The organism is Clostridium sp. (assembly GCF_036660475.1).
In the GTDB taxonomy this organism is placed as follows: domain Bacteria; phylum Bacillota; class Clostridia; order Clostridiales; family Clostridiaceae; genus Clostridium_J.
Genome location: NZ_JAVXAO010000002.1, coordinates 232,265 through 255,257, shown reverse-complemented (window position 1 = coordinate 255,257; position 22,993 = coordinate 232,265). Strand labels below are relative to the sequence as shown.

The following is a 22,993-nucleotide window of genomic DNA, read 5'->3' as shown; positions in this document are numbered from 1 at the left end:
CAAAGGGATTTCAGCAATCATTTCCAATTATAAATTCTAAATTTTCAATTAAATTCATCGCGTATAAATATTTATGAATTGTGGTATAATATTCTTTATAGTCTTGGGATTATGAGAAATTATTAATAAGGAGTGATTTTGCATTATATCAAATTGATGTAATCGAGTAATATGAATAAAACTAAAAAAGCAATTTTTGAAGCTGCAATTAAAATATTTTCCAGCAATGGCTATGATAGTGCAACTATGGATGAGGTTGCAACTACCGCTGGAGTTGCGAAAGGCTCACTATACTATCATTTTAAAAGCAAGGAAGAAATATTTTACTTTGTTGTACAAGCAGGCATTGATTTAATAAGCGAAGAGGTTAACGAAGCCATAAAAGAAATAGATGATCCTATAGAAAGATTGAAGGAAGCGGCCAAGGTACAGTTAAAATATGTATATATAAATAAGGATTTATTTAGAGTAATAATGAGTCAGGTGTGGGGACAAAAAGAACGTCATGAAGAAATAAGATGTCAAATAAAGAATTTAATTAATATGAATTCTAAATTCTTAGAAGGAACCATAGAAAACAAAAATATTAATAATGAGGATTCATCAATATTAAGTTACTGCTTTATTGGAGTATTGTTTTCTTCAGCACTATATGAAATTATAAATAATGATAATTATAACCATGATGAAGTGGTAGAAAAGTTTATGAATTACATCAATCATGGTGTAAGGTTAACTTAGAATTTAAAATTAAGAATTAAAAATTAAAAGCTGAGAATTTAAATTTATAGACTGAATTAGCTATTATATAAAAAGTTTTGAAAGATGAAAATCTATCTTTCAAAACTTTTTTTCTTTATGTAAATTTAATTAATAAATATAAGAGTTAGAATCTTGAAGCAAAATATGTAAAAAATATAAAATTATAATTTTGTATTGACTGTTCAGTACAAAAGGAGTATAAATAATAATATACTGACTATTCAGTACAAAAATTTATAGAGGGTGGTAACATGGATTTTTTTAAAATTGCGGGTAAGGACATTAGAAGCATTTTTAAGAACAGATTCATAAGGGTGTCAGTTATTGCAATTATAGTAGTGCCGCTACTATATTCATTGTTATACTTGTATGCATTTTGGGATCCTTATGCGCGAATTCAAGACATGACCATAGCCGTGGTTAACGAGGATACTGGTGCAGTATTAGATGGAGAAAAAGTGAATTACGGTGAGGACATTGTAGGTAACTTAAAGAACAACAAGAAGATTGGTTGGGAATTTACAAGTGATGAAAAAGCTAATGAAGGCTTAGAAAATCAAGGCTATTATGCTAAATTTGTAATACCTAAAGGATTTTCAAGTAGTATCATAGCTGCAAAGGAAGGTACTCCTAAAGTAGCAGATTTACAGTTTGTGTGTAATGAGAAGAAAAATTTCTTGGCGGCTCAAATTAACTCACAGGTTGAAAGTTTACTTAAAGAGGAAATTACAGGGACAATCTCAAATAATTATGTAACTGTAGCATTTGATAAGCTATATGAAGCAAAGGATGGATTTGTAAAAGCTTCTGATGGAAGTGAACAAATTTACGATGGAATTTCTAAGTTGAATGAAAATGTACCAATGCTTACAGATGGTGTAAACAAACTTGGGGATGGAGCTACAAAGTTAAATGATGGACAGGGTACCCTTAACTCAGGAATAAAATCAATAAATAGTGGGTTGGGAGAAGTTAATAGCAAGGTACCATCACTAAGCGCAGGAGTAGATAAATTATACGTTGGTTCACAGGAATTAAAAAATGGACTAGGAACTGCTGCCAGTGGAGCTAATCAGTTATCAGTGGGAAGTGACGGGTTATATAATGCCTTTAGAGGTACAGTTTATCCAGCAGTAACTTCACTTAAGAGTGGTGCTAATGAACTAAACAGTGCTTTAGAAGCTGGAAAAGGTAGTGTAGACACCCTAAGAAAAGGTGGTGAAGGCCTAAAGACAGCAAGTGGTAATATTACAGGAGCTTCAGCTAAAATAAAAAATGGATATGGAGAGGTTAAAGGTGGCGTTGATCAACTTATTGGTGGCGTAAATTCTTCCTCAGCTGCAATGAATGATATAGCTAAGAGTATTATGACAGCAGTTAAAACAAATCCAGAAGTAGCAAAAGATCCAAATATACAAGCAGCTCTTGGAAAGTTACAAGCATTGAATCAAGCTACCAGTGGAACACCACAGCAAATAGAAGCTTTGAAGGCTGGAACTAATGCTTTTGGTGATAAACTAGGAGAGTTTGATGGAGCAGTAAATATGTACACAGGCAAGGTTAATGAATTTGCGACTGGTACAGTAGCTTTAACAAATAGCGTTGGAAATGTTAGTGCAGGAGTAAGTAAAATAAGTGGAGGATTAAATTCACTAGAAGCTGGGCTTAATGAAAATACAGCAGGGTCCTTTGGAAATGGACTAAAAGCTGTTTCAGACAATATGTCTGGTTTAAATTCAGGAATCAATAAATTAAATAGCGGTTCTGGTGAAATTAATGGTGGTCTAGGAGAATTAAAAGGAAATGTTCCAGCTTTAGCTAGTGGAATAAACGCTTTATACAATGGTTCAAATCAATTAGTAGATGGCTCTAATGCCTTAGTTGATGGACAAAGTAAGTTAAGTGATGGAGTATCAGAGTTAACTGGAAAAGTGCCAGAACTACAAGATGGTGTTGGTAAGTTGTATGAAGGATCTAATGAACTTACAACAGCTTTAAAAGATGGAGCGAATGAGATGAAAGCAGGTCTTGTAAACTCATCAAAATCAATGGGTGATTTTGTTTCAGCTCCAATAAACATGGAAAATAAACCAGTAAATTCAGTACCTAACTATGGAACTGGTTTTGCACCATACTTTATATCCTTATCATTATGGATAGGAGCAATAATGATGTTCTTCGTTATCTCAGATAAAACTGATGATGATGCTAATCTATCTAAATTTGATAAGGTTATGGGAAAATATTTATCCTTTGGATTTATAGGATTATTACAAGCCATACTTGTAAGTGTTGTAGTAATGGTACTAGGATTGAATCCAACAAGTACAGCCATGTACTTTATATCAATTATATTCTTATCACTTGTATTTATAGCAATAATTCAATGTTTAATATCACTATTTGGAGATGCAGGAAGACTTTTAGGAATAGTATTATTAATACTTCAGCTAACAGCTTGTGCAGGTACATTCCCATTAGAAATCGTACCTAAGTTCTTTAAAGTAATTAATCCTTATATGCCATTTACTTATAGTGTAGAATTATTAAGAGAAGTTATTTCAGCAAATGCAATAAATTATGCAGTAGTTGGAAAAGATTTTGCGGTTCTAACAATAGTACTTCTTATATTCTTAACAATATCTGTAGTATTTAAAAATGCAGGTGAAAATTTTCAAAGAATAATTGAAGGAAGAAAAGAGAATTCAATTGAAGAGATGAAAGAAGAATCCATTTAATTTAAAATCCATAATTTAAAATTATGAATTATAAATTATGGATTATGGATAAAATTATATATATATGTTCAAATAATAAATTTTATTAGAACATATATATAAGAGATGATAAGAAATCACAAAAGAAAAACCCTAACAATAGCGTCTTGAAAAATCAAAATGTTCGTGTTATAATAAATATATAGTTAGAAAACTCGTATATAATCGGTAATATGGTCCGAAAGTTTCTACCTGCAAACCATAAATTTGCAGACTACGAGGAGTTGTATTTTATTATAAACAAGCATGGGGAGTTAAAGCTCCACTTGAAATTTTATGAAACTTTTGTGGATTTAGGAAAATTTATTATGATATTCCTAAAGTGAAGGATTTTGTTTATAGCTACAAAACACAGCACCTCAATATTTTATTGAGGTGCTTTAAGTTTTACTCCAAATTTTATATTTGGCTTAAAACTTGCAATTGGAAGGAGACAAACTAATGAAGAATGAAGAAACCTTTACAAATGACATTAAACTTACCTATTGTGTGGATGATAATCCATCATTAATTAAAAAGATATTATTCGGATTACAACATATATTTGCAGCTTTCGGTGGAATAGTTGTTGTGCCCCTAGTAATATCAAGTGCATTAAATTTCGATGCGAAAATGACAACAGCGGTTATCAGTGCTACAATTTTAGCCTCAGGGATTGCAACTGTAGTTCAAGCAAGAGGTGTTGGGCCAGCAGGGTCTAGAGTGGCTTGTATTATGGGAACGGATTTTACCTTTGTATCACCAGCTATTTCAGTTGGGTCAGTTCTTGGAATTCCAGGAATAATAGGGGCTACAATTTTAGGAGCAATATTTGAAATTATTTTAAGTTATTTTATTAAACCATTAATGAAACTATTTCCACCAATTGTTACAGGAACAGTTGTGTGTTTAATTGGATTAACCCTACTTCCAGTTTCCATTGATTGGGCAGCTGGGGGAGTTGGAGCAGCAGACTATGGTAGTATTCGTAATATATCAATTGCTATGTTTGTGTTAGTCTTTACTTTGTTTTTAAATAGATATGGCAAAGGAATGGTTAGTAGTGCATCTATTCTAATTGGAATGGTTGCAGGATATATAATATGTATTCCAATGGGACTTGTAGATTTCTCAGCTATAAAAGAAGCTAGCTGGTTTTCAATGCCTAAAATATTTGAATATGGTGTAACCTTTGATTTAAAAGCATTAATAGCATTTATACCAGCTTACTTTGTTACTACTATTGAGACAGTGGGATGTTTGAAGGCTATAGGAGAAACATCACAGGTTGAAATGGATGAAAAACGTGTTGGAGCTGGAGTGTTAGCGGATGGTATTGGGAGTATTGTAGGGGCAGCGGTTGGATCATTCCCAAACACAACATTTAGCCAAAATGTTGGATTAATACCTTTAACCAAGGTTGCAAGTAAACATGTAGCAATAATGGCAGGTATAATTATGATATCTTTAGGATTCTTACCTAAACTTGCTGGACTTATTAGTGGAATACCTCAGCCAGTACTTGGTGGTGTTGGAGTAGTTATGTTTGGTACGGTTGCAGCAGCAGGAATAAAAACTTTAAGTAGAGTAAGACTAACAGAGAGAAACCTACTTATAATAGCTACATCTATAGCTTTAGGCCTTGGAGTTACATTCAGACCAGATGTTATATCACAATTACCGGAAGGAATAAAGATGATATTTGCATCAGGAATTTCAACGGGAACAATAACAGCATTAGTACTAAATTTAGTTTTGAGAGAAGATAATATAGAAGACAATATAGTAGAAAAAATAGAAAGAAGTGAGGTTGCATAATGGAGGCATTAAAACAAAGAATATTAAGAGACGGACATGCATTAAATGAATCAGTATTAAAAGTAGATTCATTTTTAAATCATGGAGTAGATGCGAAATTGATGAGTGAGGTAGGAACATCATTTAAGGAATATTTTAAAAACCATGGAATAACAAAGATTTTTACAATTGAAAGTTCAGGTATTGCACCCACTGTGATGACAGCACTTCAAATGGGTCTTCCTATGGTTACATTAAAGAAGCAAACCTCAAAGATTTTAGGTGGAGAAGTGTATCAAACTACAGTCCACTCCTTTACTAAAGCTATAGATTATGAATTAACACTTTCTAAAAAATATATATCACCAGAAGATAATATACTTATAATAGATGACTTTTTAGCGTATGGAGAAGCAGCACTAGGAGCTATAAGATTAGTTGAAGAATCTGGAGCCAAGGTTGCTGGAATTGGTATAGTCATAGAAAAGTCCTTCCAACCAGGTCGTAAATTACTTGAAGATAGAGGATATGATGTATATTCACTTGCAAGAGTAAATAAACTTGGTAAGGGTATCATTGAGTTTGTAGAAGAATAATAAAAAAGAGGTTAATAACTTGTCATGTGACAGTTATTAACCTCTTTTGATGTTTGCAATTATACTTAAATGTATTATTTTTTATACTAAATTAAAAGCAAAAATACATATATATTTAGTTCAGTAGAAAAAACTTGGAATTTCAATAGTAAGTGATTTATAAAGCATAATATTGAGATTTAAAATCAGGCTGGAGTAAAATTAACTGAAAATTACGACAAATACATACAAAGTGAATTAACAAATTTTTAAAATTGCAGAATCACAATTCAATTGCAAAATTATAATATGGAATAAATTAAAAAATAGCATGGAATATATAGGTATATAGTATAATTTGAAACAATACTTTAGGGGCATGGAGTTATGTGGGGAAAAGGAATAATTGACTAATAAATACATATTATGTAACATGAGAAGAAATAATAGTTTAATTATTTATTGGGGAGGTTTTTGTGTGAAAAAGAGAATTGCTTTAATCCTTGCTACATTAATGCTTGGCTCTACATTCTTAGTTGGATGTGGGAAGAAAGAAACAGGTGGAAATAATTCAACTACAGGAGATTCAGATGTAATTAAAATCGGAGTTTTTGAACCATTGACAGGTGCTAATGCAGGAGGGGGAGCTTTGGAGCTTGAAGGTATAAAACTTGCAAATAAGCTTTATCCTGAAGTGTTAGGTAAGAAGGTTGAACTTGTAATTGCTGATAATAAATCAGAGAAGGTTGAGGCAGCAAATGCAGCAGCTAAGCTTGTTGAAAAAGACAAGGTAACTGCAATAATAGGAAGCTGGGGTAGTTCATTATCCATGGCAGCGGGAGACATAGTTAAGAAGGCACAAATACCAGCAGTTGGTACATCTTGTACAAACCCATTAGTTACTAAAGGAAATGAATATTACTTTAGAGTATGTTTCATCGATCCATTCCAAGGAACAGTAATGGCTAACTATGCTTTTAATAAGCTAAAGGCTAAAAAAGTAGCTATAGTTCAAGAAGTTTCTAGTGATTATGCTATAGGTCTTGCAAAATATTTTACAGATTCATTTAAAAAACTTACAGGTGATGATAACTCTATAATTGATGTTGCTAATTATAATACAGGAGATCAAGATTTCACAGCTCAGCTTACAAATATAAAATCTAAAAATCCAGATGCTATATTTGCACCAGGTAACTTTACAGAGTCAGCTCTAGTAATAAAACAAGCTAGAGATCTTGGAATAACTTGCCCAATAATAGGTGGAGATACTTGGGAAACACCACAGTTTATTGAAATTGGAAAACAGGCTGTTGAGGGTGTAACTTTCTCAACTTTCTTTGCAACAGAAAAACCAATAACAAAGGAATCAGAGAAATTCTTAGCAGAGTATAAAAAAGAATACAATAAAGAGCCAGCAGCAGTTACTGCTCTTGGATATGATGCTTATTTAATATTAATAAAAGCTCTTGAGCAAACAGGAGAAGTTAATTCCGTTAAACTTAGAGATACTCTTGCAAATATAAAAGATTTCCAAGGGGCAGCTGGAGTTGTAAACTTCGATGAGAATCGTGATGCAATAAAAGATGCAGTTATAAAAGAAGTTAGAGATGGAAAGTTCCAATTCTTAGACGTTGTTAAACCAACTAAATAGATAATAAAGACGGCTAAATCATCTTAAAAAAATAAATAGGTCAGTCTATACGGATATTTTACCTATTATTTATTTTCACATTCCTAAAGAGAACAATGAGAAATCACTGTTCTCTTAATTTTAAAAGAAGAAAGAGGGGAAATATATGGCTTTTAATATGACATTACCTATGCTTTTACAACATTTAGCCAATGGGATATCTTTAGCTAGTCTTTATGCACTAATAGCTATAGGATATACAATGGTATATGGTATTTTAAGACTTATAAACTTTGCTCACGGTGATATATTTATGATGTCAGCCTATTTTGCTTTTTATGCTATGGCAACCTTCACAATGCCTTGGTATGTAGCATTCTCAATAGCCATCATATTAACAGGAATTTTAGGGGTTATTATTGAGAGAGCAGCTTATAGACCTATAAGAAATGCACCTAAAATTTCAATACTTATTTCAGCTATAGGTGTATCATTTTTATTAGAAAATATAGCTATAGTTGTGTTTGGTGGAGTGCCAAAACCATTTCCACAAATAGAGTTATTTACAAAGGTAATTAAAATAGGAGAAGTTTCACTACAAAGATTAACTATTATCATTCCAATAATTACAGTGTTAATATTATTTGGACTCTTATTTTTAATAAATAAAACAAAGATTGGAATGGCTATGAGAGCAGTTTCCAAGGATTATGAAACTTCATCTTTAATGGGAATAAATATAAATAAAACAATTTCCATAACATTTGGGCTTGGCTCAATATTAGCGGCAATTGGTGGAATTATGTGGAGTTCTAAGTTTCCAAGTATCATGCCACTTATGGGAGTTATGCCAGGACTTAAATGTTTTATAGCAGCGGTTATTGGTGGAATCGGAAATATTAAGGGAGCAGTTGTGGGGGGCTTTGTACTAGGTATCGGAGAAATTATGTTAGTAGCCTTCATGCCATCACTTTCAGGTTATAGAGATGCCTTTGCCTTTGTTTTACTTATCGTTATTCTATTATTTAAACCCACTGGTATTATGGGCGAAAAAATTGCAGAGAAGGTGTAAATATGGAGAAAAACAACAAGAAAAGAAATATTATATTAAATGTGATTCTTATAGTAGTAGTTTTAGCTATGGTTTTAGTATGCAATTTGACCTTAGATGCGTACAAGCTTAGGATTCTTAATCTTTGCTTTATAAACGTAATTCTTGCATTAAGTATGAACCTAGTTAATGGATTTACAGGATTATTTTCTTTAGGCCATGCAGGGTTTATAGCCCTTGGTGCATATACTACAGCGATTCTTACTATGCCTCTTGCTATAAAGGAGCAAAACTTCTTTTTAAAACCAATGCTTGCTCCACTTTATAACCTTGAAGCACCATTTATAGTAGCTTTACTTGTAGCTGGACTTGTATCAGCGTTAATAGCTTTTTTAATAGGAGCACCAGCATTAAGATTAAGAGGAGATTATTTAGCAATAGCTACCTTAGGTTTTGCAGAGATAATCAGGGTAATAATTACAAATGCTCAATCTGTAACAAATGGAGCACTTGGTCTTAAATCTATCCCTACTCATACAAATTTATGGTGGACATCCATTATAGCTATAATCACCGTAATATTTATAGCAGCACTCATAAGCAGTACCTATGGAAGGGCTTTAAAAGCTATAAGAGAAGATGAAATAGCAGCAGAGAGTATGGGAATTAATTTGTTTAAACATAAAACTCTAGCTTTTGTTTTGTGTGCTTTCTTTGCAGGAGTAGGCGGAGGCTTACAGGCAAATCTACTAGGAACAATAGATCCAGCCATGTTTAAATTTACTTTAACCTTTAATATATTACTTATAATAGTTCTTGGAGGAATGAGTAGTATCACAGGAACAGTTATTGGAGCCTTTGTAATTACCATAGCTGGGGAGTTACTTAGATTCTTAGATGAAAGTATAAATCTTGGATTTGTACAAATAAAGGGAGTTCCTGGTCTTAGGATGGTTGTATTTTCAGCACTATTAATGATAGCCGTATTATTTTTCAGAAATGGAGTAATGGGGAATCGAGAAATTACTTGGGATAAGTTATTTAATTTCTTCAAAAACCTAAAGAATTTCAGAAAAAATAAAGGAGGAAAGCATCATGGAAGTATTGAAAGTTGATAATATAACCATGCAGTTTGGTGGGTTAATTGCAGTAAATAATTTTAATTTAACTCTTAACGAGGGTGAAATTATTGCCTTAATTGGACCTAATGGAGCAGGGAAGACAACTGCCTTTAATATGATTACTGGAGTATATGAGCCAACAAAGGGTAATATAAGGTATGGTGCAGAGAGAATAAACGGGTTAAAGCCAGATTTAATAACTAAGAAGGGCATTGCAAGAACCTTTCAAAATATAAGGTTGTTTAAAGATTTAACTGTATTTGAAAATGTACTTATAGCTAATCATTTGAGGGTTAAAGAAAACTTCATGGAGGCAGTAGTATTAAAAGGATTTCCAGGGACTAGAGCTTATAAAGAGGAAAAGGAAATGAGGGAAAAGACTACTCAGCTTTTAAAAAGAGTTGGACTTCTGGAGTTAAGTGATGAGAAGGCAAGCTCCCTACCTTATGGAAAGCAAAGAAGACTAGAAATTGCAAGAGCACTGGCTACAAGTCCAAAGGTACTTCTTTTAGATGAGCCAGCAGCTGGAATGAATCCAAAGGAAACAGAGGAGTTAACAGAATTTATAAAGGAAATAAGAGATGAATTTAAACTAACTATATTTATGATAGAGCATCATATGCACCTAGTTATGGGGATTTCAGATAAAATCTATGTACTGGACCATGGAGTTACAATAGCAGAAGGAAATCCACACGAAATTCAAAATAATCCAAAGGTAATTGAAGCTTATTTGGGGGTGAGTGAAGATGCTGAAGATAACTAATTTAGTTGTAAGTTATGGAGGAATAGAAGCTTTAAAGGGCATAGACATAAATGTAGAAAAGGGTAAGATAATAACACTAGTTGGAGCTAATGGAGCTGGTAAGAGTACCGTGCTTAGATCTATAGTAGGCTTAGTTAAAAAGAAGGCTGGAAATATAGAGTATAAAGGTGATGATTTAGGCTTAGTTAAAACTCAATACTTAACAAGCAGGGGTCTCACCCTTGTTCCAGAAGGAAGAAGAATCTTTAGTGACCTTACTATAGAAGAGAATTTACTTTTAGGTGCTTATGCAAGAAAAGATAAGGAAGAAATTAAAAAGGATATTAAGTGGGTTTATGAACTATTTCCTATACTTAAGGAAAGGCAGTTGCAGCTAGGGGGTACCCTTTCAGGAGGAGAGCAACAAATGTTAGCCGTTGGAAGAGCACTTATGTCAAGACCTGAACTATTAATGATGGATGAGCCATCCTTAGGTCTGGCACCCCTTATAGTTAAAGATATATTCTCTATAATAAAGGAGATAAATAAAAAAGGTGTAACAATACTACTCATCGAGCAAAATGCTAACCTAGCTCTTAAAATAGCTGACTATGGATATGTTATGGAAACTGGCAGAATCACAATGGAAGGCAGCGGAAAAGACTTACTAAGCAACGAGGATATTAAAAAGGCATATTTGGGTGAAAGTGTATAGTCATCTTCAAAAAATAAATAATAAGTCGGTATCACTCCAAATATAGAGAGACTTATATTCAGCTTGAGTATTATAGCCAGTAGATATGAGATAAAAGAATATATATTTAAAAGAAACTCTAGCTTGAGAGATAGCTGGAGTTTTTTTGTGGTATAGGGATTTGCTATAGATGGGTTCAACGCAATCAGTATTTTGAATTTCAAAAGTTTGGTAATCTATGCTATATTGAAGATGGTTTTAAGAAAATATTAAAATGTCTGGTACAAGGAGATTGATTATGGGAAAAAAGAGAATTGTTTTTGTAAGTCATTGTGTGTTAAACACAGCTTCAAAAGTTGATGATAATAATAAAGGCGGGATTACTAAAGAGGAGATAGCGAGAAAGGAATTTTTATATAAGGCAATTAAAGATGATATATGTATGATTCAATTACCTTGTCCTGAATTCAATATATATGGAGCCAATCGTTGGGGACATACAAAGGAGCAATTCGATAATCCATTCTTTAGGAATAATTGCAGAAGAATGTTAGAACCTTATATATTGCAAATTAAGGAGTATGTAAATTTAGTAGATAAATTCGAAGTTCTTGGGGTTATTGGCATTGATGGAAGTCCAAGCTGTGGGGTGAATATTACATGTTGCGGTGATTGGGGTGGCGAGTTATCAAGCCATGATGATATCAATGAGGTAATAAAAAGGGTTCATGTAAAGGAAGAAAAGGGGGTATTCATGGAGGTATTAGAGGAAATGCTTCATGAAAACCAAGTGAATATCAGAATGATTGGGCTAGAAGAGGGATTAGATAAAATAAATATATAAATATTAGGAGGAATAAAAATGAATAAAAAATTTTCATCCACAACAATACTCATGCTTGCAGGTCTTGCAATTGCACTTAATGTTGTATTAGGTATTATAACAAGTTCACTTAAATTACCATTTTATTTAGATACTATTGGGACTGTATTTATAGCAATTTACTTTGGACCATGGTATGGTGCGGCAGTTGGTGGGTTAAGTAATTTCTTAGCTAGTATCTTAACAAATCCACAAGCAATTCCATTTATGCTGGTTAGTATTGTAATTGGTCTTGTAGTAGGATTTGTATTTAGAAAGATAAAATTTACTTTTGTTTCATCATTAATCATCGGAATTATACTTAGTATTGTAGCACCTTTAATTGGAACTCCAATTGGAGTGTATGTATATGGTGGGCTTACAGGAACTGTATCTGATATTGCAGTAGTATGGATAAAGCAAAGTGGAGCAAGTATTTTTACAGCTTCATTTATTCCTAAAGTGTTTAACAATCTTCTTGATAAGATAGGAACTTGCATGATTCTATATTTTGTTATTTCAGCTCTACCAGCAGCATTTAAGCCACAGAGTTTTAGGGCATTAAATGGAAGTAAATCTATAGAGGCTTAGAAGAGTGAATTCCAGGGGTATAACCCCTGGAATTAATTACATATGTCCATAAATGTCTAAAATTTTCCAAGGAGCTCTACTGTTTTTCTGAGTAAGTACATAATATCTAGTCCAATTACCGCTACCCCATTGAGCAATGGCATTCCATTTATCTGTTAGCTTATTAGTGTAGTTCACTTCAATTACCTGAATTTCATTGTCCTTATAAGGCTTTAATCTCTCAATATATCCGTAGTACTTTATACCACTAGCTACATTAGTATAGACCTCTTTACTAATTTTTTCTAAGCTATGAACAGTTATCTCTTCAATATACTCTCCATCATCAAAGTTTTTCTTATAGTTATCTGAAAGGGGATTAAATGAATATAAGTCATTGAGTTTATCGTATTCATCACTTATTTCTATCTTTAAAACATCAAGAATAACAGTTTCTGGAATTGAAATTGGAGCAACCTCTGATTTAAAAAATCTTTCCCCATTTTTAAAATCTACCTGATAATTTTTAATTAATTCAGCCTCGTTATCTTGTTTCTTAGAGTTTGAACAACCCATAGCAGTGAAGGTAAATAACAAAACTAAACATAGGACTAATAAATTTTTCTTTTTTGCTTTCAATATTGAATCCTCCTAATTTATTATTTGGCATATATCATGGGTAAATATACAATATTATACCATAATATGTAAAAGTTAACTATGGTTATAATAGGATTTATTAAGATAGGATAGTAATAAATGAGTTGTTATTAGTTGAGAATATAGTTTGAAATAAGATGAGTTTAAATGTAAAGAGAAGGAAACAAATCAATGAAAATATATCTTTAATAAATGATAATAATATTTTATAAGTAATGATATAATTAGTGAAACTAAATCATTACAATTAAACTACGAGGAGGAAAAAATATGTGTATAACTACAGTAGGAATAAGTAGATTTAAATTAGATAAATTAATAGAGGAATCAGCTAAAAACTTGAAATGGGATATAAATAGCAAGGATCATGTGAAGTTTTTACGTGAAGACCAAAAAGGAAGTTATAAAGATGTGACGCAGGATGAAAATGTAGAAAAGAGTAGTTATTATGGATATTTAACTAACAACCAAAGCAATGGAATATTCATACCTTTTGCTATAGATGATATGTCAGATAATATATTAATGGCAAATGGGGAATGTAAAAAAATAAGTGAAGTAAACACCGGTTCCATTGAATTATATGAAGATATAATTGTGGGAATAGTAGCATCACTAGAAGATTATACCTACAACTTTCATATTGCAGAATTTGCAGCATCAACAGGGGATATTAAAATTAATAAAGACTGTGGAGACCTTGAAACTAGTGCAGTGGAATTTATTAAAGGTGCTTGTTTATAAAGGGAAATTTATATTTAGATGAGGGAATCAGAGCCGCTAGATATGGGATAAAAGAATATATATTTTAAAAAACTTTAGCTTGAAAGAGCTAGAGTTTTTTTTGTTAAAAATAAATTATATTGGGAGGAGATAGGAATTAAAAGTGGAGAATAACTCTTAAGAAAAGTTTGATAAAGATTAGTAGATTTCAATGTTTTTATGTTTTTATGTTCTTACGGGGTTCAAACCTTAGAGGTGACTGGGGTTGATGGCTCTAGGGAAATGGGGTATTATATTATTTCTATAAGAGGAAAATATGGTGGATATAAATTAGTAACTAAAATTTAATTATAAGATATAAATAATTTTAATATCAGCATGAGGTGCATTTAAATTTAATTCATATTAGAAATATATGTATTAGATGAATTTATTAACAACAACATGAGATGTGATACTTAATTTAGCAATATTTACAATTATATGTTAAATGAAGTATAATTAAGAAATAAAAAGTATTATAAACTAATAAAAGGAGGAGATTTGATGAATGTATATGAAATAACTCAGAAAGTATATTTGCTCAGAAACATTTCAGTAGAAGCGTCACTAGAAGTTATAGCAGAATTACTTGATAAATCATTAGTTAGTAACCAAAAATTTTCAAGTTTTCACAATGAAAATACTTTTAAAAATTATTGTTTCAACTCATTTTTCCCATTAGAAAAGGACGGTATATATAAAGCAAATAATATATATGACATTAAGATTAGAACTGTAGATAAAAATCTAGCAGATTATTTTAACAAAACTTTAGCTAATGAGTATACAGAATCTATTAAGGGATTAGTCACTAATATTAGGGTTATTCCTAAGAAGCATATAGAAAAAATTTATAATATAACGCCCTTAGTTATTAAAACCGATGATGGATATTGGAAAAACTCTTTAACATTTCAAAACTTCGAAAGAAGGATAAAAGAAAATCTTATAAAGAAATATAATGCTATTAATGATGTGAAAATTGATGAGGAGTTTCAGCTATACAATGTTATTGAGGTAAAGAATAAAAAGCCTATTGCAACTTCATACAAAGGAAAAAAGATATTAGGAGATAAGGTTAATTTAGTTATAGCAGAAGATTCTATATCTCAAGAATTGGCATATATGAGTTTAGGGACAGGCATTTCAGAAATGAATAGCAGAGGTATGGGGTTTGTAAACTATCGATGGTTATAGGAGGTAAGTGAATGTTAAATCAGGCATTGGATATATTCAAAAGAATGTATGAAGAACATGGTAATGAGTTAATTACAGATTCATATATTCCAAGTGATGGAGAATATATAGTTGTTGAAGAGATTGACAATGAACTAAAAGAACTTTGCAGAGTCAAAGTTAAGATGGATAAAAAAACTAGGACAATTGATAGAGTTCAAGATGAATTTGCTTTTATTGCTAAGGCTGATTATATGAGTAAATTAATAGATATGAATAAGCCCATTGATGGTAAAAAAGTTATTCATAGTAATAATTATCTAAGCTTTATGATAAAAAAAGATAGCTTAGTACCAGATAATAAAACTGGGGAGATTAAACTTACGCATGAAATCGTTAACAATTATTATGACATATTAAGTAATCCTATAAAGAAGTATGAGAAATCTAAGAAAGCTAAGGAATTGTATACTTTGGTAGAAGAGAAAAACGGGAAGGTTGACTTAGAAAGGCTAAATAAAATAAAGCTATGGATTAAGAATAATATATTTTTATTAGTTGATAAAGATAGTACTGACAAGGGTTATCTAAAGATATTTTTCAAATATGAGTTAGATGAATATAGGAAAGAAAGCGAAAAATATTTAATTCCAAATGTATACAACAATACTGATTTTAATGTAACAATAGGCGATACCGTATATGGGTTACCTAATGACAATATGGGTCTTAATGCTAAAAAGCCATATTTAGAAAATAAAACAAGAAAAAATAAGGTTCCATATTTAATTAGTGAAAAAGAAGTTTTGTTACAAAATAAGTTTTTCGATTATTTAATGAACCAAGTAGCTATTGGAAAAAGTAATATTTATATAAATGAGGAAACCATTATTCCTAAGGCAAATAATCAATTGTTGGAACAAAATTTTACGGGAATATATCTAAGAATAAAAAAAGGTAAAGAAGTAGAAATTCATGATATAGATACTGTGACAAGCTATAATCCTAAGATTTATAACTTTAGTTTTGAAAATGTTCTTGATACAGATATTAATGTTTTAAAACAGCAGTATGGAAAAATAAGTAGTTTAACTTCAGTGCAAAATTTAATAAACGAAGTATTTTTTAGTAAGTTTTTAATTTCAAACTATTTTACTGATGCTAAGGATATATCACTTAATGATTCCAATATAAAAAGAAATTTATTATTAGCTAGAAATTCTTTATTTACATGGTTTTATAAAGGGTCAAAGATTTCAGTTTGGCAGTCATTAGATAGAGCATCTCTGAGTATAGTCAAGGGTTCAATTGATAATGGATATAACATAAAGGCAGTCGAACAATTTAATTTAAGAGTTTCACTGCAACAATATTTTGAAGGAGGAGAGAAAATGGCAGATGTATTGCAAAGTGTAAAGGAAAGTTTGAGGAATAAGATATCTGAGAAGAATACTGGAGCAATAGAAAATGATATGGAGTATTTCTTTGCCGTTGGTCAGATTGCAAACTTTTTCATAGCTAAGAGTAAAGGTAAGAAAAAGCCACAATCATTAATAAATCCTATAATAAATGTAAGAAGTGATGAGAGGTTAAAGGAACAGTTATCGAGATTATATAAAAAATATAATTATGATATAGATAACAGTAGTAGAAGGTTTAACAATATGTTTGCATTAATTAAATCCTATGAACCCGAAGGTAAAATAAATGAAGATTTAATTATTGCAGGATATTTGCATAGTAGTTTAATATATGAAATTACAAATAAGGAAGGTGTATAAAATGAATAAAAGAGTATATGGTGTTTTAGGAATAGTTTCAATAATGAGTAATTGGAATGCGGATTTTACAGGATATCTAAAGACTACATCTTCAGGAGATATATTTGGAAGTGATAAAGCTTTAAAATATCCAATGAAAAAAATGTGGAATGATAGCGGAGAAAAAGTTTTATATATAAAATCAATGAAATTGTCAGAAGGTAAAAAAGGTGAAGTTAATATAGTACCTAGATCGTTAAAAGAAAGATATGAGCAGATATTTAATGAAGATGACTTAAAGAAAAACAAGGATAGTAGAATCGTACTTACAAATTTATTTAATGCTATAGATGTTAAAAACTTTGGTGCTACTTTCGCAGAAGAAGGAAATAACATATCTATAACAGGTGCTGTTCAAATAGGTCAAGGGTTCAATAAATATGAGGACTCTAGGGCAGAGGAGCAACAAATATTATCTCCATTTAGAGATGCATCAGAGAAAGCTAATAAGACGTCAGAGGATGAAGCTAAAAGTTCAACACTAGGCACTAAGATTGTTAGTGATGAAGCACATTATTTTTACCCATTTAGCATTAATTCTAAGACTTATAACGAATTTGTATCTATGGGTGTTACAGATGGTTATACAGATGAAGACTATAATAACTTTAAAGAAACTTCATTAGTATCAGCAACATCTTTTGCTACGAATGCTAAAGTAGGATGTGAAAATGAATTTGCAATATTTGTGGAGACAGAAGAAAATTTATATCTTCCAGATATTTCGAGATATGTAGAATTTAAAAAAGGTGATACAAAAAATATAATTTCAATTAAATGTGGAGATTTACTAAATAAGTTAGAAGATAGAATTATAAGTGTAGAGATTTATTTTAATCCATATACAAGTGAAATAATATCAGATATAAATAAGGTAAAAATGTTTAATATATTTACAAAAGAAGAGGTATAGGTATGAATGCTATCAAGTTTACATTAAGAGGAGGTACCGCATTCTTTAAAAAACCAGATGTTAATAGTTATTATTACTTTACCTATGGATGTATTCATAAAGTAGCATTACTTGGAATGCTTGGAGCGATATCTGGATATAAAGGATATAATTCAATGAGAAAAGAAGAGATATATCCTGAGTTTTACAGCAAATTAAATGATTTAAAGATAGGAATTGTACCTAGAAACCCTAAGGGATATATAAATAAGAAAGTGCAAACATTCAATAACTCAGTTGGATATGCATCTAAGGAGCAAGGCGGTAATCTAATAGTTAAGGAACAATGGCTGGAAAATCCAGGGTGGGATATATATATATTGGTTCAGAGTAATGAAGACGTTGGAGATGGATTATCGGATTCAATATTAGAACTAAAGTCTAGATTGCTGAAATCGGAGTTTGAATATATTCCGTATTTGGGTAAAAATGATCATATTGCTAATATAGAAGATGTAGTATTAATTGAAAATATAGAGAAAGTTAGTGATGTCACTAAAATTAATAGCATATTTAAGAAGGATAATTTTTTATTAGAGAATTGTGAAGATATATATAGTGATGATGATGAGCAAGAATTAATTTGGAAATATGAAGAGAAGTTACCGTATATGTTAGAGGAAAAAACTAATAAATATGAATTGCAAAGTTTTATATGTACTAATTCTAATGTGAAGCAAGTTAAGGAAGGGGTAGTTTACGCTATTAATAAGGAAAATATATTTTTCTTTTAATAATGATTTTAGTATTAGGATATACATTACAAATCAAAGGAGGGGTTGACCCTCCTTTAATAATATAGTTAATGGTAATTTTATAATATTGAGAGGTATTTAAATTAAGTGCGAGTTCAAGGTTAAACTTAAGATTAAGACTTGTTTAGTAATAGGCTAGTAATTTTAGTGACAAATGTTAGAACTTGCTACAATAAAGGAATTATTTAATGAGAGAAAAAGGGGAATGAAAAAATGTATTTTGACAAGGAAAAGAAACTTAAATTAGATGAATATATAAACCCTTCTTATAAGTTTTATGCTCATATTAGAGATAGTAAAGATGGTGGAGTTATTGAAAAGGAAACTTTAGAGGAACATTTGAATTTAGCTGAAGAGAATCTATATAGAATATTCAATGATAAGAAATTAGAAAATTTATTTATACGATTAGAAGATCAAATTTTAGGTGGAAGTATTTCGGATGAATTAAGAAGGCTTTTTAGAGATATGTTGTTAAATTTAGTATATATACATGACATAGGGAAAATAAATCCATGTTTCCAACTAAAAAAGATGAATAATAATTTAGGACTAAATATGGCAGTAACATCAAATTATTCTAATCATTCTATGCTATCATCAATTATTTACATGGATTATTATAATAAAGAAATAAAGAAGCTAGATAGGGTAAACCAAAAAATGTTTATACCCATAATGTTGATGAATAGCTACGTTATATCTAAGCATCATGGTAATCTAGATTCTTTTAAAGATTTTTTTAATAGGTTCACTGAGATTGATGGTGAAGGTTGGAAGTTGATAGAAGATAAATTCACAATAATAGAAGATGTATATTTAAAAGAGATAACATTAACAGAGAAGAGAGTAAGGAATTTATATAAAATATATGATATCTATAGTAGCGAGCTAAATAGCGAAGGTAAAATAACTAATTTTATATATGAAAAGCTAATTTTTTCATTATTACTTGCATGCGATTTTTATTCAACTACTGAATATATGACAGGTAATAAAATAACCTCATTAGGTGAAATGAAAGATATAGATAAGTTTTATGATGTTTATAAAGGTACTGATGTTATGGGGTGGATAAGGAAATATGAAAATGATGGATTAGGAAAATCAAAAGATTTCGCAAAAGTGACAGATATAAATGTTTTAAGGAATGAAATGTTTTTAGAAGCAGAAAAAGCATTGAAAGAAAATATTGATAGTAATATTTTTTATTTAGAAGCTCCAACGGGTGGAGGTAAGAGTAATATTTCAATGAATTTAAGCTTTAATCTTATAAAAGAGAATAGAAATCTAAATAAAATATTTTATGTATATCCATTTAATACGTTGGTAGAACAAAATATTAATAATATTAATAAAATATTTGGAGAAAGTCCTAATCTTATTAATCAGATTTCTGTAATAAATTCATTAGTTCCAATAAAAAAGGTATATAAGGAACAAGATGAAGAAAAAGTGAACTATGATGAGTCTGTACTAAATAGACAATTTCTTCATTATCCAATGGTATTAACAACCCATGTTAGTATATTTAACTACTTATTTGGAACTGGGAAAGAGGATTCATTTCCATTAATTCATATGGCTAATAGCGTAATAGTCTTAGATGAAATTCAGAGTTATAAAAATATAATATGGAAAGAGATAATAATGTTTTTAAAGGTCTACTCTGAAATATTAAATATTAAATTTATTATAATGTCAGCAACTCTTCCAGATTTAAATAAACTTATAGGAACTGATAGAAATACAATTAAACTTATAAAAAACTCAGCTATATATTTTAAAAGTCCAGTATTTAAAAATCGTGTAGAACTTGACTATAGTTTGCTAGATTCTATTGATATTAAAGCAGAGTTGTATGAAAAAGTAAAAGAGGTATCAGCTAATAATAATAATAATAATAATAAAGTAGTTGTAGAATTTATAAGCAAGAAAAGTGCTTATGATTTTTATGAAAGGTTAAAAGCTGATTGTGAGATAATCCCAGAGATATTACTAATAACAGGTGATGATAATTCTATAGATAGAGAAGAGGTATTAGATAAAGTTAAATCTAAGTCTAGTGTAATACTAATCGCTACTCAGGTAATAGAAGCCGGGGTAGACATTGATATGGATATTGGATTTAAGGATATATCAATTTTAGATGGAGATGAACAGTTTTTAGGTAGAATAAATAGGGCATGCAAAAAACAAGGGTCTAAAGTTTACTTTTTTAATTTGGATAAGGCAGATAGTATATATAAGGGTGATGTAAGAAAATATGAGAAGTATACTTTAATTAAGGAAGAAATGAGAGAAATTCTTAAGAATAAAGATTTTAATAAGTTTTATGAGGGTGTACTTAAAGAAATTATAGCAAATACTTCGCAGTGTAATGATGGCAACATAGATAATTTCTTAAAAGAAAAGGTTGGTGAGCTTGATTTTAATGCAATAGAAAAAAGAATGAAACTAATAGATGATGATAAAGAGGAGATAACATTATTCTTAAGCAGAGTAATTAAAGACAAGGATGGAACTTTAATCAATGGTGATAAATTGTGGTATGAATATAAAAATCTACTCAAAAATGAAGATATGTCATTTTCAGAGAAGAAGGTGAAGTTATCTGAAGTTAGATCAAAACTAAATTATTTCATATATAAAATAAGAGGAGCTAAGGATTTTACCTATAGTGATATCCTGGGTGAAATATATTTTATAGAGGAGGGTGACAGATTTTTTAAAGATGATAAATTTAATAAAAAATTATTTGAAATAGGAATTGGAGATTTTATATAGGAGAAGTATATGAGAGCTAATGGAACATTAATTAATTATTATTTTCATTGTAAAAGGCAATGCTGGCTTCATGGAAATAGATTAAATCTAGAGGATAATAGTGAGATTGTAAAAATCGGAAAGGCTATTCATGAAGAAAAGGCTGAACAAGGTAAAAATACAGAGTTAACAATAGAGAATGTGAAGATTGATAAATTAACAAATGAATATCTTATTGAAGTAAAAAAATCAGATGCTGATGTAGAAGCTTCAAAGTGGCAGCTACTACTTTATCTAAAAATATTAAAAAGTAAGGGTATAGAGAGAAAAGGAAAACTGGAGTTTGTTGAAAAAAATAAAAGCAAGAATAAAATTTTATATTTAGACTTAGATAAAGAGACAGAATCTAGGTTAAATAAGATAGTAAATGATATAGACACTTTGATAGGGGAAGAAGAAATACCAGGTACAATAAATAAGCCAACTTGTAAAAAATGTGCTTATTATGAGTACTGTTATATTTAGGAGGAGTCAATGGGGAGTACAAGATATATAACTTCTATGGGAGAGTTGACAAGAAAAGATAATTCACTTTGTTTTAGAAAAGATGGTAAGAATGTTTATATTCCAGTAGAAAATACTACTGAGATATACTGTTTATCAGAGGTAAGTATTAATACGAAATTACTAGATTTTATTTCAAGTAATAATATAATAATTCACTTCTTCAACTATTATGAAGGTTATAGTGGGACTTTTTATCCAAAGGATAAATATAATAGTGGAAAATTGTTGATAAAACAGGTAGAAGCATTTAATGGTAAGAGATTGATTGTAGCTAAAGCGATAGTAAGAACTATTGGAATTAATATAAGTGAAGTGCTGTATCACTACTATAAACATGATAAAAAAGAAGTGAAAGGCACTATTGATTGGATAAGAGGTGATTTTAAAACAAGAGTGGATAATGCTCCTGGAATAAAGGAGCTTATGGCAGTTGAAGGAGAAGTATGGCAAAGATTCTATAGAGAATTTGCAAATATTTTGCCAGAAGACTTTATAATGAATAAACGTGTAAAAAGACCACCAGATAATCCGATAAATGCACTGATATCCTTTGGCAACTCACTTCTTTACACTAAAACTATTTCTGGAATTTATAGGACTCATCTTGATCAGAGAATAAGTTTTCTACATGAGCCTTCAGAAGGCAGATTCTCTTTAAGTTTGGATTTAAGTGAAGTATTTAAACCAGTTGTAGTGTACAAAACTATATTTGAGCTTGTTAATAATAAGAAGCTCCAGGTATCAAAGCATTTTGATAAAAAGGTTAATTATTGTTTACTAAATGAAGAGGGGAGAAATATTTTTATAAAGGCGTTTGAAGAGAGGCTAGAGAGTGTATTTACTCATCCAAAGCTTAAAAGAAAAGTAAGTTATAGAACTGCAATAAAATTAGATGGATATAAATTAATAAAATTTATAATGGAAGGTAAAGAGTTTACTCCATTTAATTTAAAGGAAGGTGTTTAA

At 30.3% G+C, this 22,993-nt stretch carries 20 protein-coding genes and 1 riboswitch; of the genes, 19 read left to right on the top strand and 1 reads right to left on the bottom strand.

Annotated elements, in window-relative coordinates:
• Positions 1-171: 171 nt before the first annotated feature.
• The 11 genes from RSA29_RS04210 to RSA29_RS04160 all read left to right on the top strand — a co-directional run bounded on the left by RSA29_RS04210 (position 172) and on the right by RSA29_RS04160 (position 12,587).
• Positions 172-741 carry a TetR/AcrR family transcriptional regulator gene (locus tag RSA29_RS04210; RefSeq protein ID WP_346942370.1) on the top strand — a complete coding sequence of 190 codons (570 nt, stop codon included), beginning with the start codon at positions 172-174 and terminating at the stop codon, positions 739-741.
• 272 nt (positions 742-1,013) lie between these two features.
• Complete coding sequence (locus tag RSA29_RS04205; protein ID WP_346942369.1) at positions 1,014-3,500, top strand: YhgE/Pip domain-containing protein; 2,487 nt, start codon at positions 1,014-1,016, stop codon at positions 3,498-3,500.
• A 174-nt stretch (positions 3,501-3,674) separates the two neighbouring features.
• A riboswitch (purine riboswitch) is annotated at positions 3,675-3,776 on the top strand.
• A gap of 204 nt (positions 3,777-3,980) precedes the next feature.
• Positions 3,981-5,336 carry a nucleobase:cation symporter-2 family protein gene (locus tag RSA29_RS04200; RefSeq protein WP_346942368.1) on the top strand — a complete coding sequence of 452 codons (1,356 nt, stop codon included), beginning with the start codon at positions 3,981-3,983 and terminating at the stop codon, positions 5,334-5,336.
• The gene (locus RSA29_RS04195) at positions 5,336-5,911 is read left to right on the top strand and encodes a xanthine phosphoribosyltransferase (protein ID WP_346942367.1); all 576 of its coding nucleotides are present in this window, start codon (positions 5,336-5,338) and stop codon (positions 5,909-5,911) included. Before RSA29_RS04200 ends, RSA29_RS04195 begins: the two co-directional genes overlap by 1 nt.
• Positions 5,912-6,368: 457 nt before the next feature.
• The gene (locus RSA29_RS04190) at positions 6,369-7,544 is read left to right on the top strand and encodes an ABC transporter substrate-binding protein (RefSeq protein ID WP_346942366.1); all 1,176 of its coding nucleotides are present in this window, start codon (positions 6,369-6,371) and stop codon (positions 7,542-7,544) included.
• A 157-nt stretch (positions 7,545-7,701) separates the two neighbouring features.
• Positions 7,702-8,595: a branched-chain amino acid ABC transporter permease gene (locus RSA29_RS04185; protein ID WP_346932462.1), complete on the top strand. Its 894-nt coding sequence runs from the start codon at positions 7,702-7,704 to the stop codon at positions 8,593-8,595.
• A 2-nt stretch (positions 8,596-8,597) separates the two neighbouring features.
• Positions 8,598-9,689, top strand: a complete 1,092-nt coding sequence (locus RSA29_RS04180) for a branched-chain amino acid ABC transporter permease (protein WP_346942365.1) — start codon at positions 8,598-8,600, stop codon at positions 9,687-9,689.
• A complete protein-coding gene (locus RSA29_RS04175) occupies positions 9,670-10,461 on the top strand; it encodes an ABC transporter ATP-binding protein (protein WP_346932439.1) in 792 nt (263 codons plus the stop codon). Before RSA29_RS04180 ends, RSA29_RS04175 begins: the two co-directional genes overlap by 20 nt.
• Complete coding sequence (locus RSA29_RS04170) at positions 10,445-11,155, top strand: ABC transporter ATP-binding protein (protein ID WP_346942364.1); 711 nt, start codon at positions 10,445-10,447, stop codon at positions 11,153-11,155. The genes RSA29_RS04175 and RSA29_RS04170 overlap by 17 nt, the downstream gene beginning before the upstream one ends.
• Positions 11,156-11,432: 277 nt before the next feature.
• The gene (locus RSA29_RS04165; RefSeq protein WP_346942363.1) at positions 11,433-11,978 is read left to right on the top strand and encodes a CD3072 family TudS-related putative desulfidase; all 546 of its coding nucleotides are present in this window, start codon (positions 11,433-11,435) and stop codon (positions 11,976-11,978) included.
• Between the two features lie 18 nt (positions 11,979-11,996).
• A complete protein-coding gene (locus tag RSA29_RS04160; protein ID WP_346942362.1) occupies positions 11,997-12,587 on the top strand; it encodes a CD3073 family putative ECF transporter S component in 591 nt (196 codons plus the stop codon).
• A 36-nt stretch (positions 12,588-12,623) separates the two neighbouring features.
• Here the strand turns inward: RSA29_RS04160 and RSA29_RS04155 are convergent, their stop codons facing one another.
• Complete coding sequence (locus RSA29_RS04155; RefSeq protein ID WP_346942361.1) at positions 12,624-13,205, bottom strand: DUF4829 domain-containing protein; 582 nt, start codon at positions 13,203-13,205, stop codon at positions 12,624-12,626.
• Positions 13,206-13,496: 291 nt separating this feature from the next.
• Between RSA29_RS04155 and RSA29_RS04150 the strand changes: the two genes are divergently transcribed.
• The 8 genes from RSA29_RS04150 (at position 13,497) to cas1b (ending at position 22,993) form a co-directional block, all read left to right on the top strand.
• On the top strand, positions 13,497-13,970 hold the full coding sequence (locus RSA29_RS04150; protein WP_346942360.1) for a hypothetical protein: 474 nt from the start codon (positions 13,497-13,499) through the stop codon (positions 13,968-13,970).
• Positions 13,971-14,495: 525 nt separating this feature from the next.
• Positions 14,496-15,188 carry a CRISPR-associated endoribonuclease Cas6 gene (cas6, locus tag RSA29_RS04145; RefSeq protein WP_346942359.1) on the top strand — a complete coding sequence of 231 codons (693 nt, stop codon included), beginning with the start codon at positions 14,496-14,498 and terminating at the stop codon, positions 15,186-15,188.
• An 11-nt stretch (positions 15,189-15,199) separates the two neighbouring features.
• Positions 15,200-16,948, top strand: a complete 1,749-nt coding sequence (gene cas8b / locus RSA29_RS04140; RefSeq protein ID WP_346942358.1) for a type I-B CRISPR-associated protein Cas8b/Csh1 — start codon at positions 15,200-15,202, stop codon at positions 16,946-16,948.
• A gap of 1 nt (position 16,949) precedes the next feature.
• Positions 16,950-17,900: a type I CRISPR-associated protein Cas7 gene (locus RSA29_RS04135; RefSeq protein ID WP_346942357.1), complete on the top strand. Its 951-nt coding sequence runs from the start codon at positions 16,950-16,952 to the stop codon at positions 17,898-17,900.
• A 2-nt stretch (positions 17,901-17,902) separates the two neighbouring features.
• Positions 17,903-18,673: a type I-B CRISPR-associated protein Cas5b gene (gene cas5b / locus RSA29_RS04130; protein ID WP_346942356.1), complete on the top strand. Its 771-nt coding sequence runs from the start codon at positions 17,903-17,905 to the stop codon at positions 18,671-18,673.
• Between the two features lie 234 nt (positions 18,674-18,907).
• Positions 18,908-21,481, top strand: a complete 2,574-nt coding sequence (gene cas3, locus RSA29_RS04125; RefSeq protein WP_346942355.1) for a CRISPR-associated helicase Cas3' — start codon at positions 18,908-18,910, stop codon at positions 21,479-21,481.
• A gap of 9 nt (positions 21,482-21,490) precedes the next feature.
• Positions 21,491-21,985 (top strand): CRISPR-associated protein Cas4, encoded by a 495-nt coding sequence (locus RSA29_RS04120; protein WP_346942354.1) that lies wholly within the window; start codon positions 21,491-21,493, stop codon positions 21,983-21,985.
• A 9-nt stretch (positions 21,986-21,994) separates the two neighbouring features.
• Positions 21,995-22,993, top strand: a complete 999-nt coding sequence (gene cas1b / locus RSA29_RS04115) for a type I-B CRISPR-associated endonuclease Cas1b (RefSeq protein WP_346942353.1) — start codon at positions 21,995-21,997, stop codon at positions 22,991-22,993.

Bases quoted from the DNA above. Each gene is read 5' to 3' on its own strand.
- RSA29_RS04205 (WP_346942369.1), top strand. From the start codon at position 1,014: ATGGATTTTTTTAAAATTGCGGGTAAGGACATTAGAAGCATTTTTAAG.
- RSA29_RS04135 (WP_346942357.1), top strand. From the start codon at position 16,950: ATGAATAAAAGAGTATATGGTGTTTTAGGAATAGTTTCAATAATGAGT.
- RSA29_RS04210 (WP_346942370.1), top strand. From the start codon at position 172: ATGAATAAAACTAAAAAAGCAATTTTTGAAGCTGCAATTAAAATATTT.
- RSA29_RS04175 (WP_346932439.1), top strand. From the start codon at position 9,670: ATGGAAGTATTGAAAGTTGATAATATAACCATGCAGTTTGGTGGGTTA.
- RSA29_RS04160 (WP_346942362.1), top strand. From the start codon at position 11,997: ATGAATAAAAAATTTTCATCCACAACAATACTCATGCTTGCAGGTCTT.
- cas3 (WP_346942355.1), top strand. From the start codon at position 18,908: ATGTATTTTGACAAGGAAAAGAAACTTAAATTAGATGAATATATAAAC.
- RSA29_RS04120 (WP_346942354.1), top strand. From the start codon at position 21,491: ATGAGAGCTAATGGAACATTAATTAATTATTATTTTCATTGTAAAAGG.
- RSA29_RS04170 (WP_346942364.1), top strand. From the start codon at position 10,445: ATGCTGAAGATAACTAATTTAGTTGTAAGTTATGGAGGAATAGAAGCT.
- RSA29_RS04185 (WP_346932462.1), top strand. From the start codon at position 7,702: ATGACATTACCTATGCTTTTACAACATTTAGCCAATGGGATATCTTTA.
- RSA29_RS04150 (WP_346942360.1), top strand. From the start codon at position 13,497: ATGTGTATAACTACAGTAGGAATAAGTAGATTTAAATTAGATAAATTA.
- cas1b (WP_346942353.1), top strand. From the start codon at position 21,995: ATGGGGAGTACAAGATATATAACTTCTATGGGAGAGTTGACAAGAAAA.
- RSA29_RS04195 (WP_346942367.1), top strand. From the start codon at position 5,336: ATGGAGGCATTAAAACAAAGAATATTAAGAGACGGACATGCATTAAAT.
- cas5b (WP_346942356.1), top strand. From the start codon at position 17,903: ATGAATGCTATCAAGTTTACATTAAGAGGAGGTACCGCATTCTTTAAA.
- cas6 (WP_346942359.1), top strand. From the start codon at position 14,496: ATGAATGTATATGAAATAACTCAGAAAGTATATTTGCTCAGAAACATT.
- RSA29_RS04180 (WP_346942365.1), top strand. From the start codon at position 8,598: ATGGAGAAAAACAACAAGAAAAGAAATATTATATTAAATGTGATTCTT.
- RSA29_RS04200 (WP_346942368.1), top strand. From the start codon at position 3,981: ATGAAGAATGAAGAAACCTTTACAAATGACATTAAACTTACCTATTGT.
- RSA29_RS04165 (WP_346942363.1), top strand. From the start codon at position 11,433: ATGGGAAAAAAGAGAATTGTTTTTGTAAGTCATTGTGTGTTAAACACA.
- cas8b (WP_346942358.1), top strand. From the start codon at position 15,200: ATGTTAAATCAGGCATTGGATATATTCAAAAGAATGTATGAAGAACAT.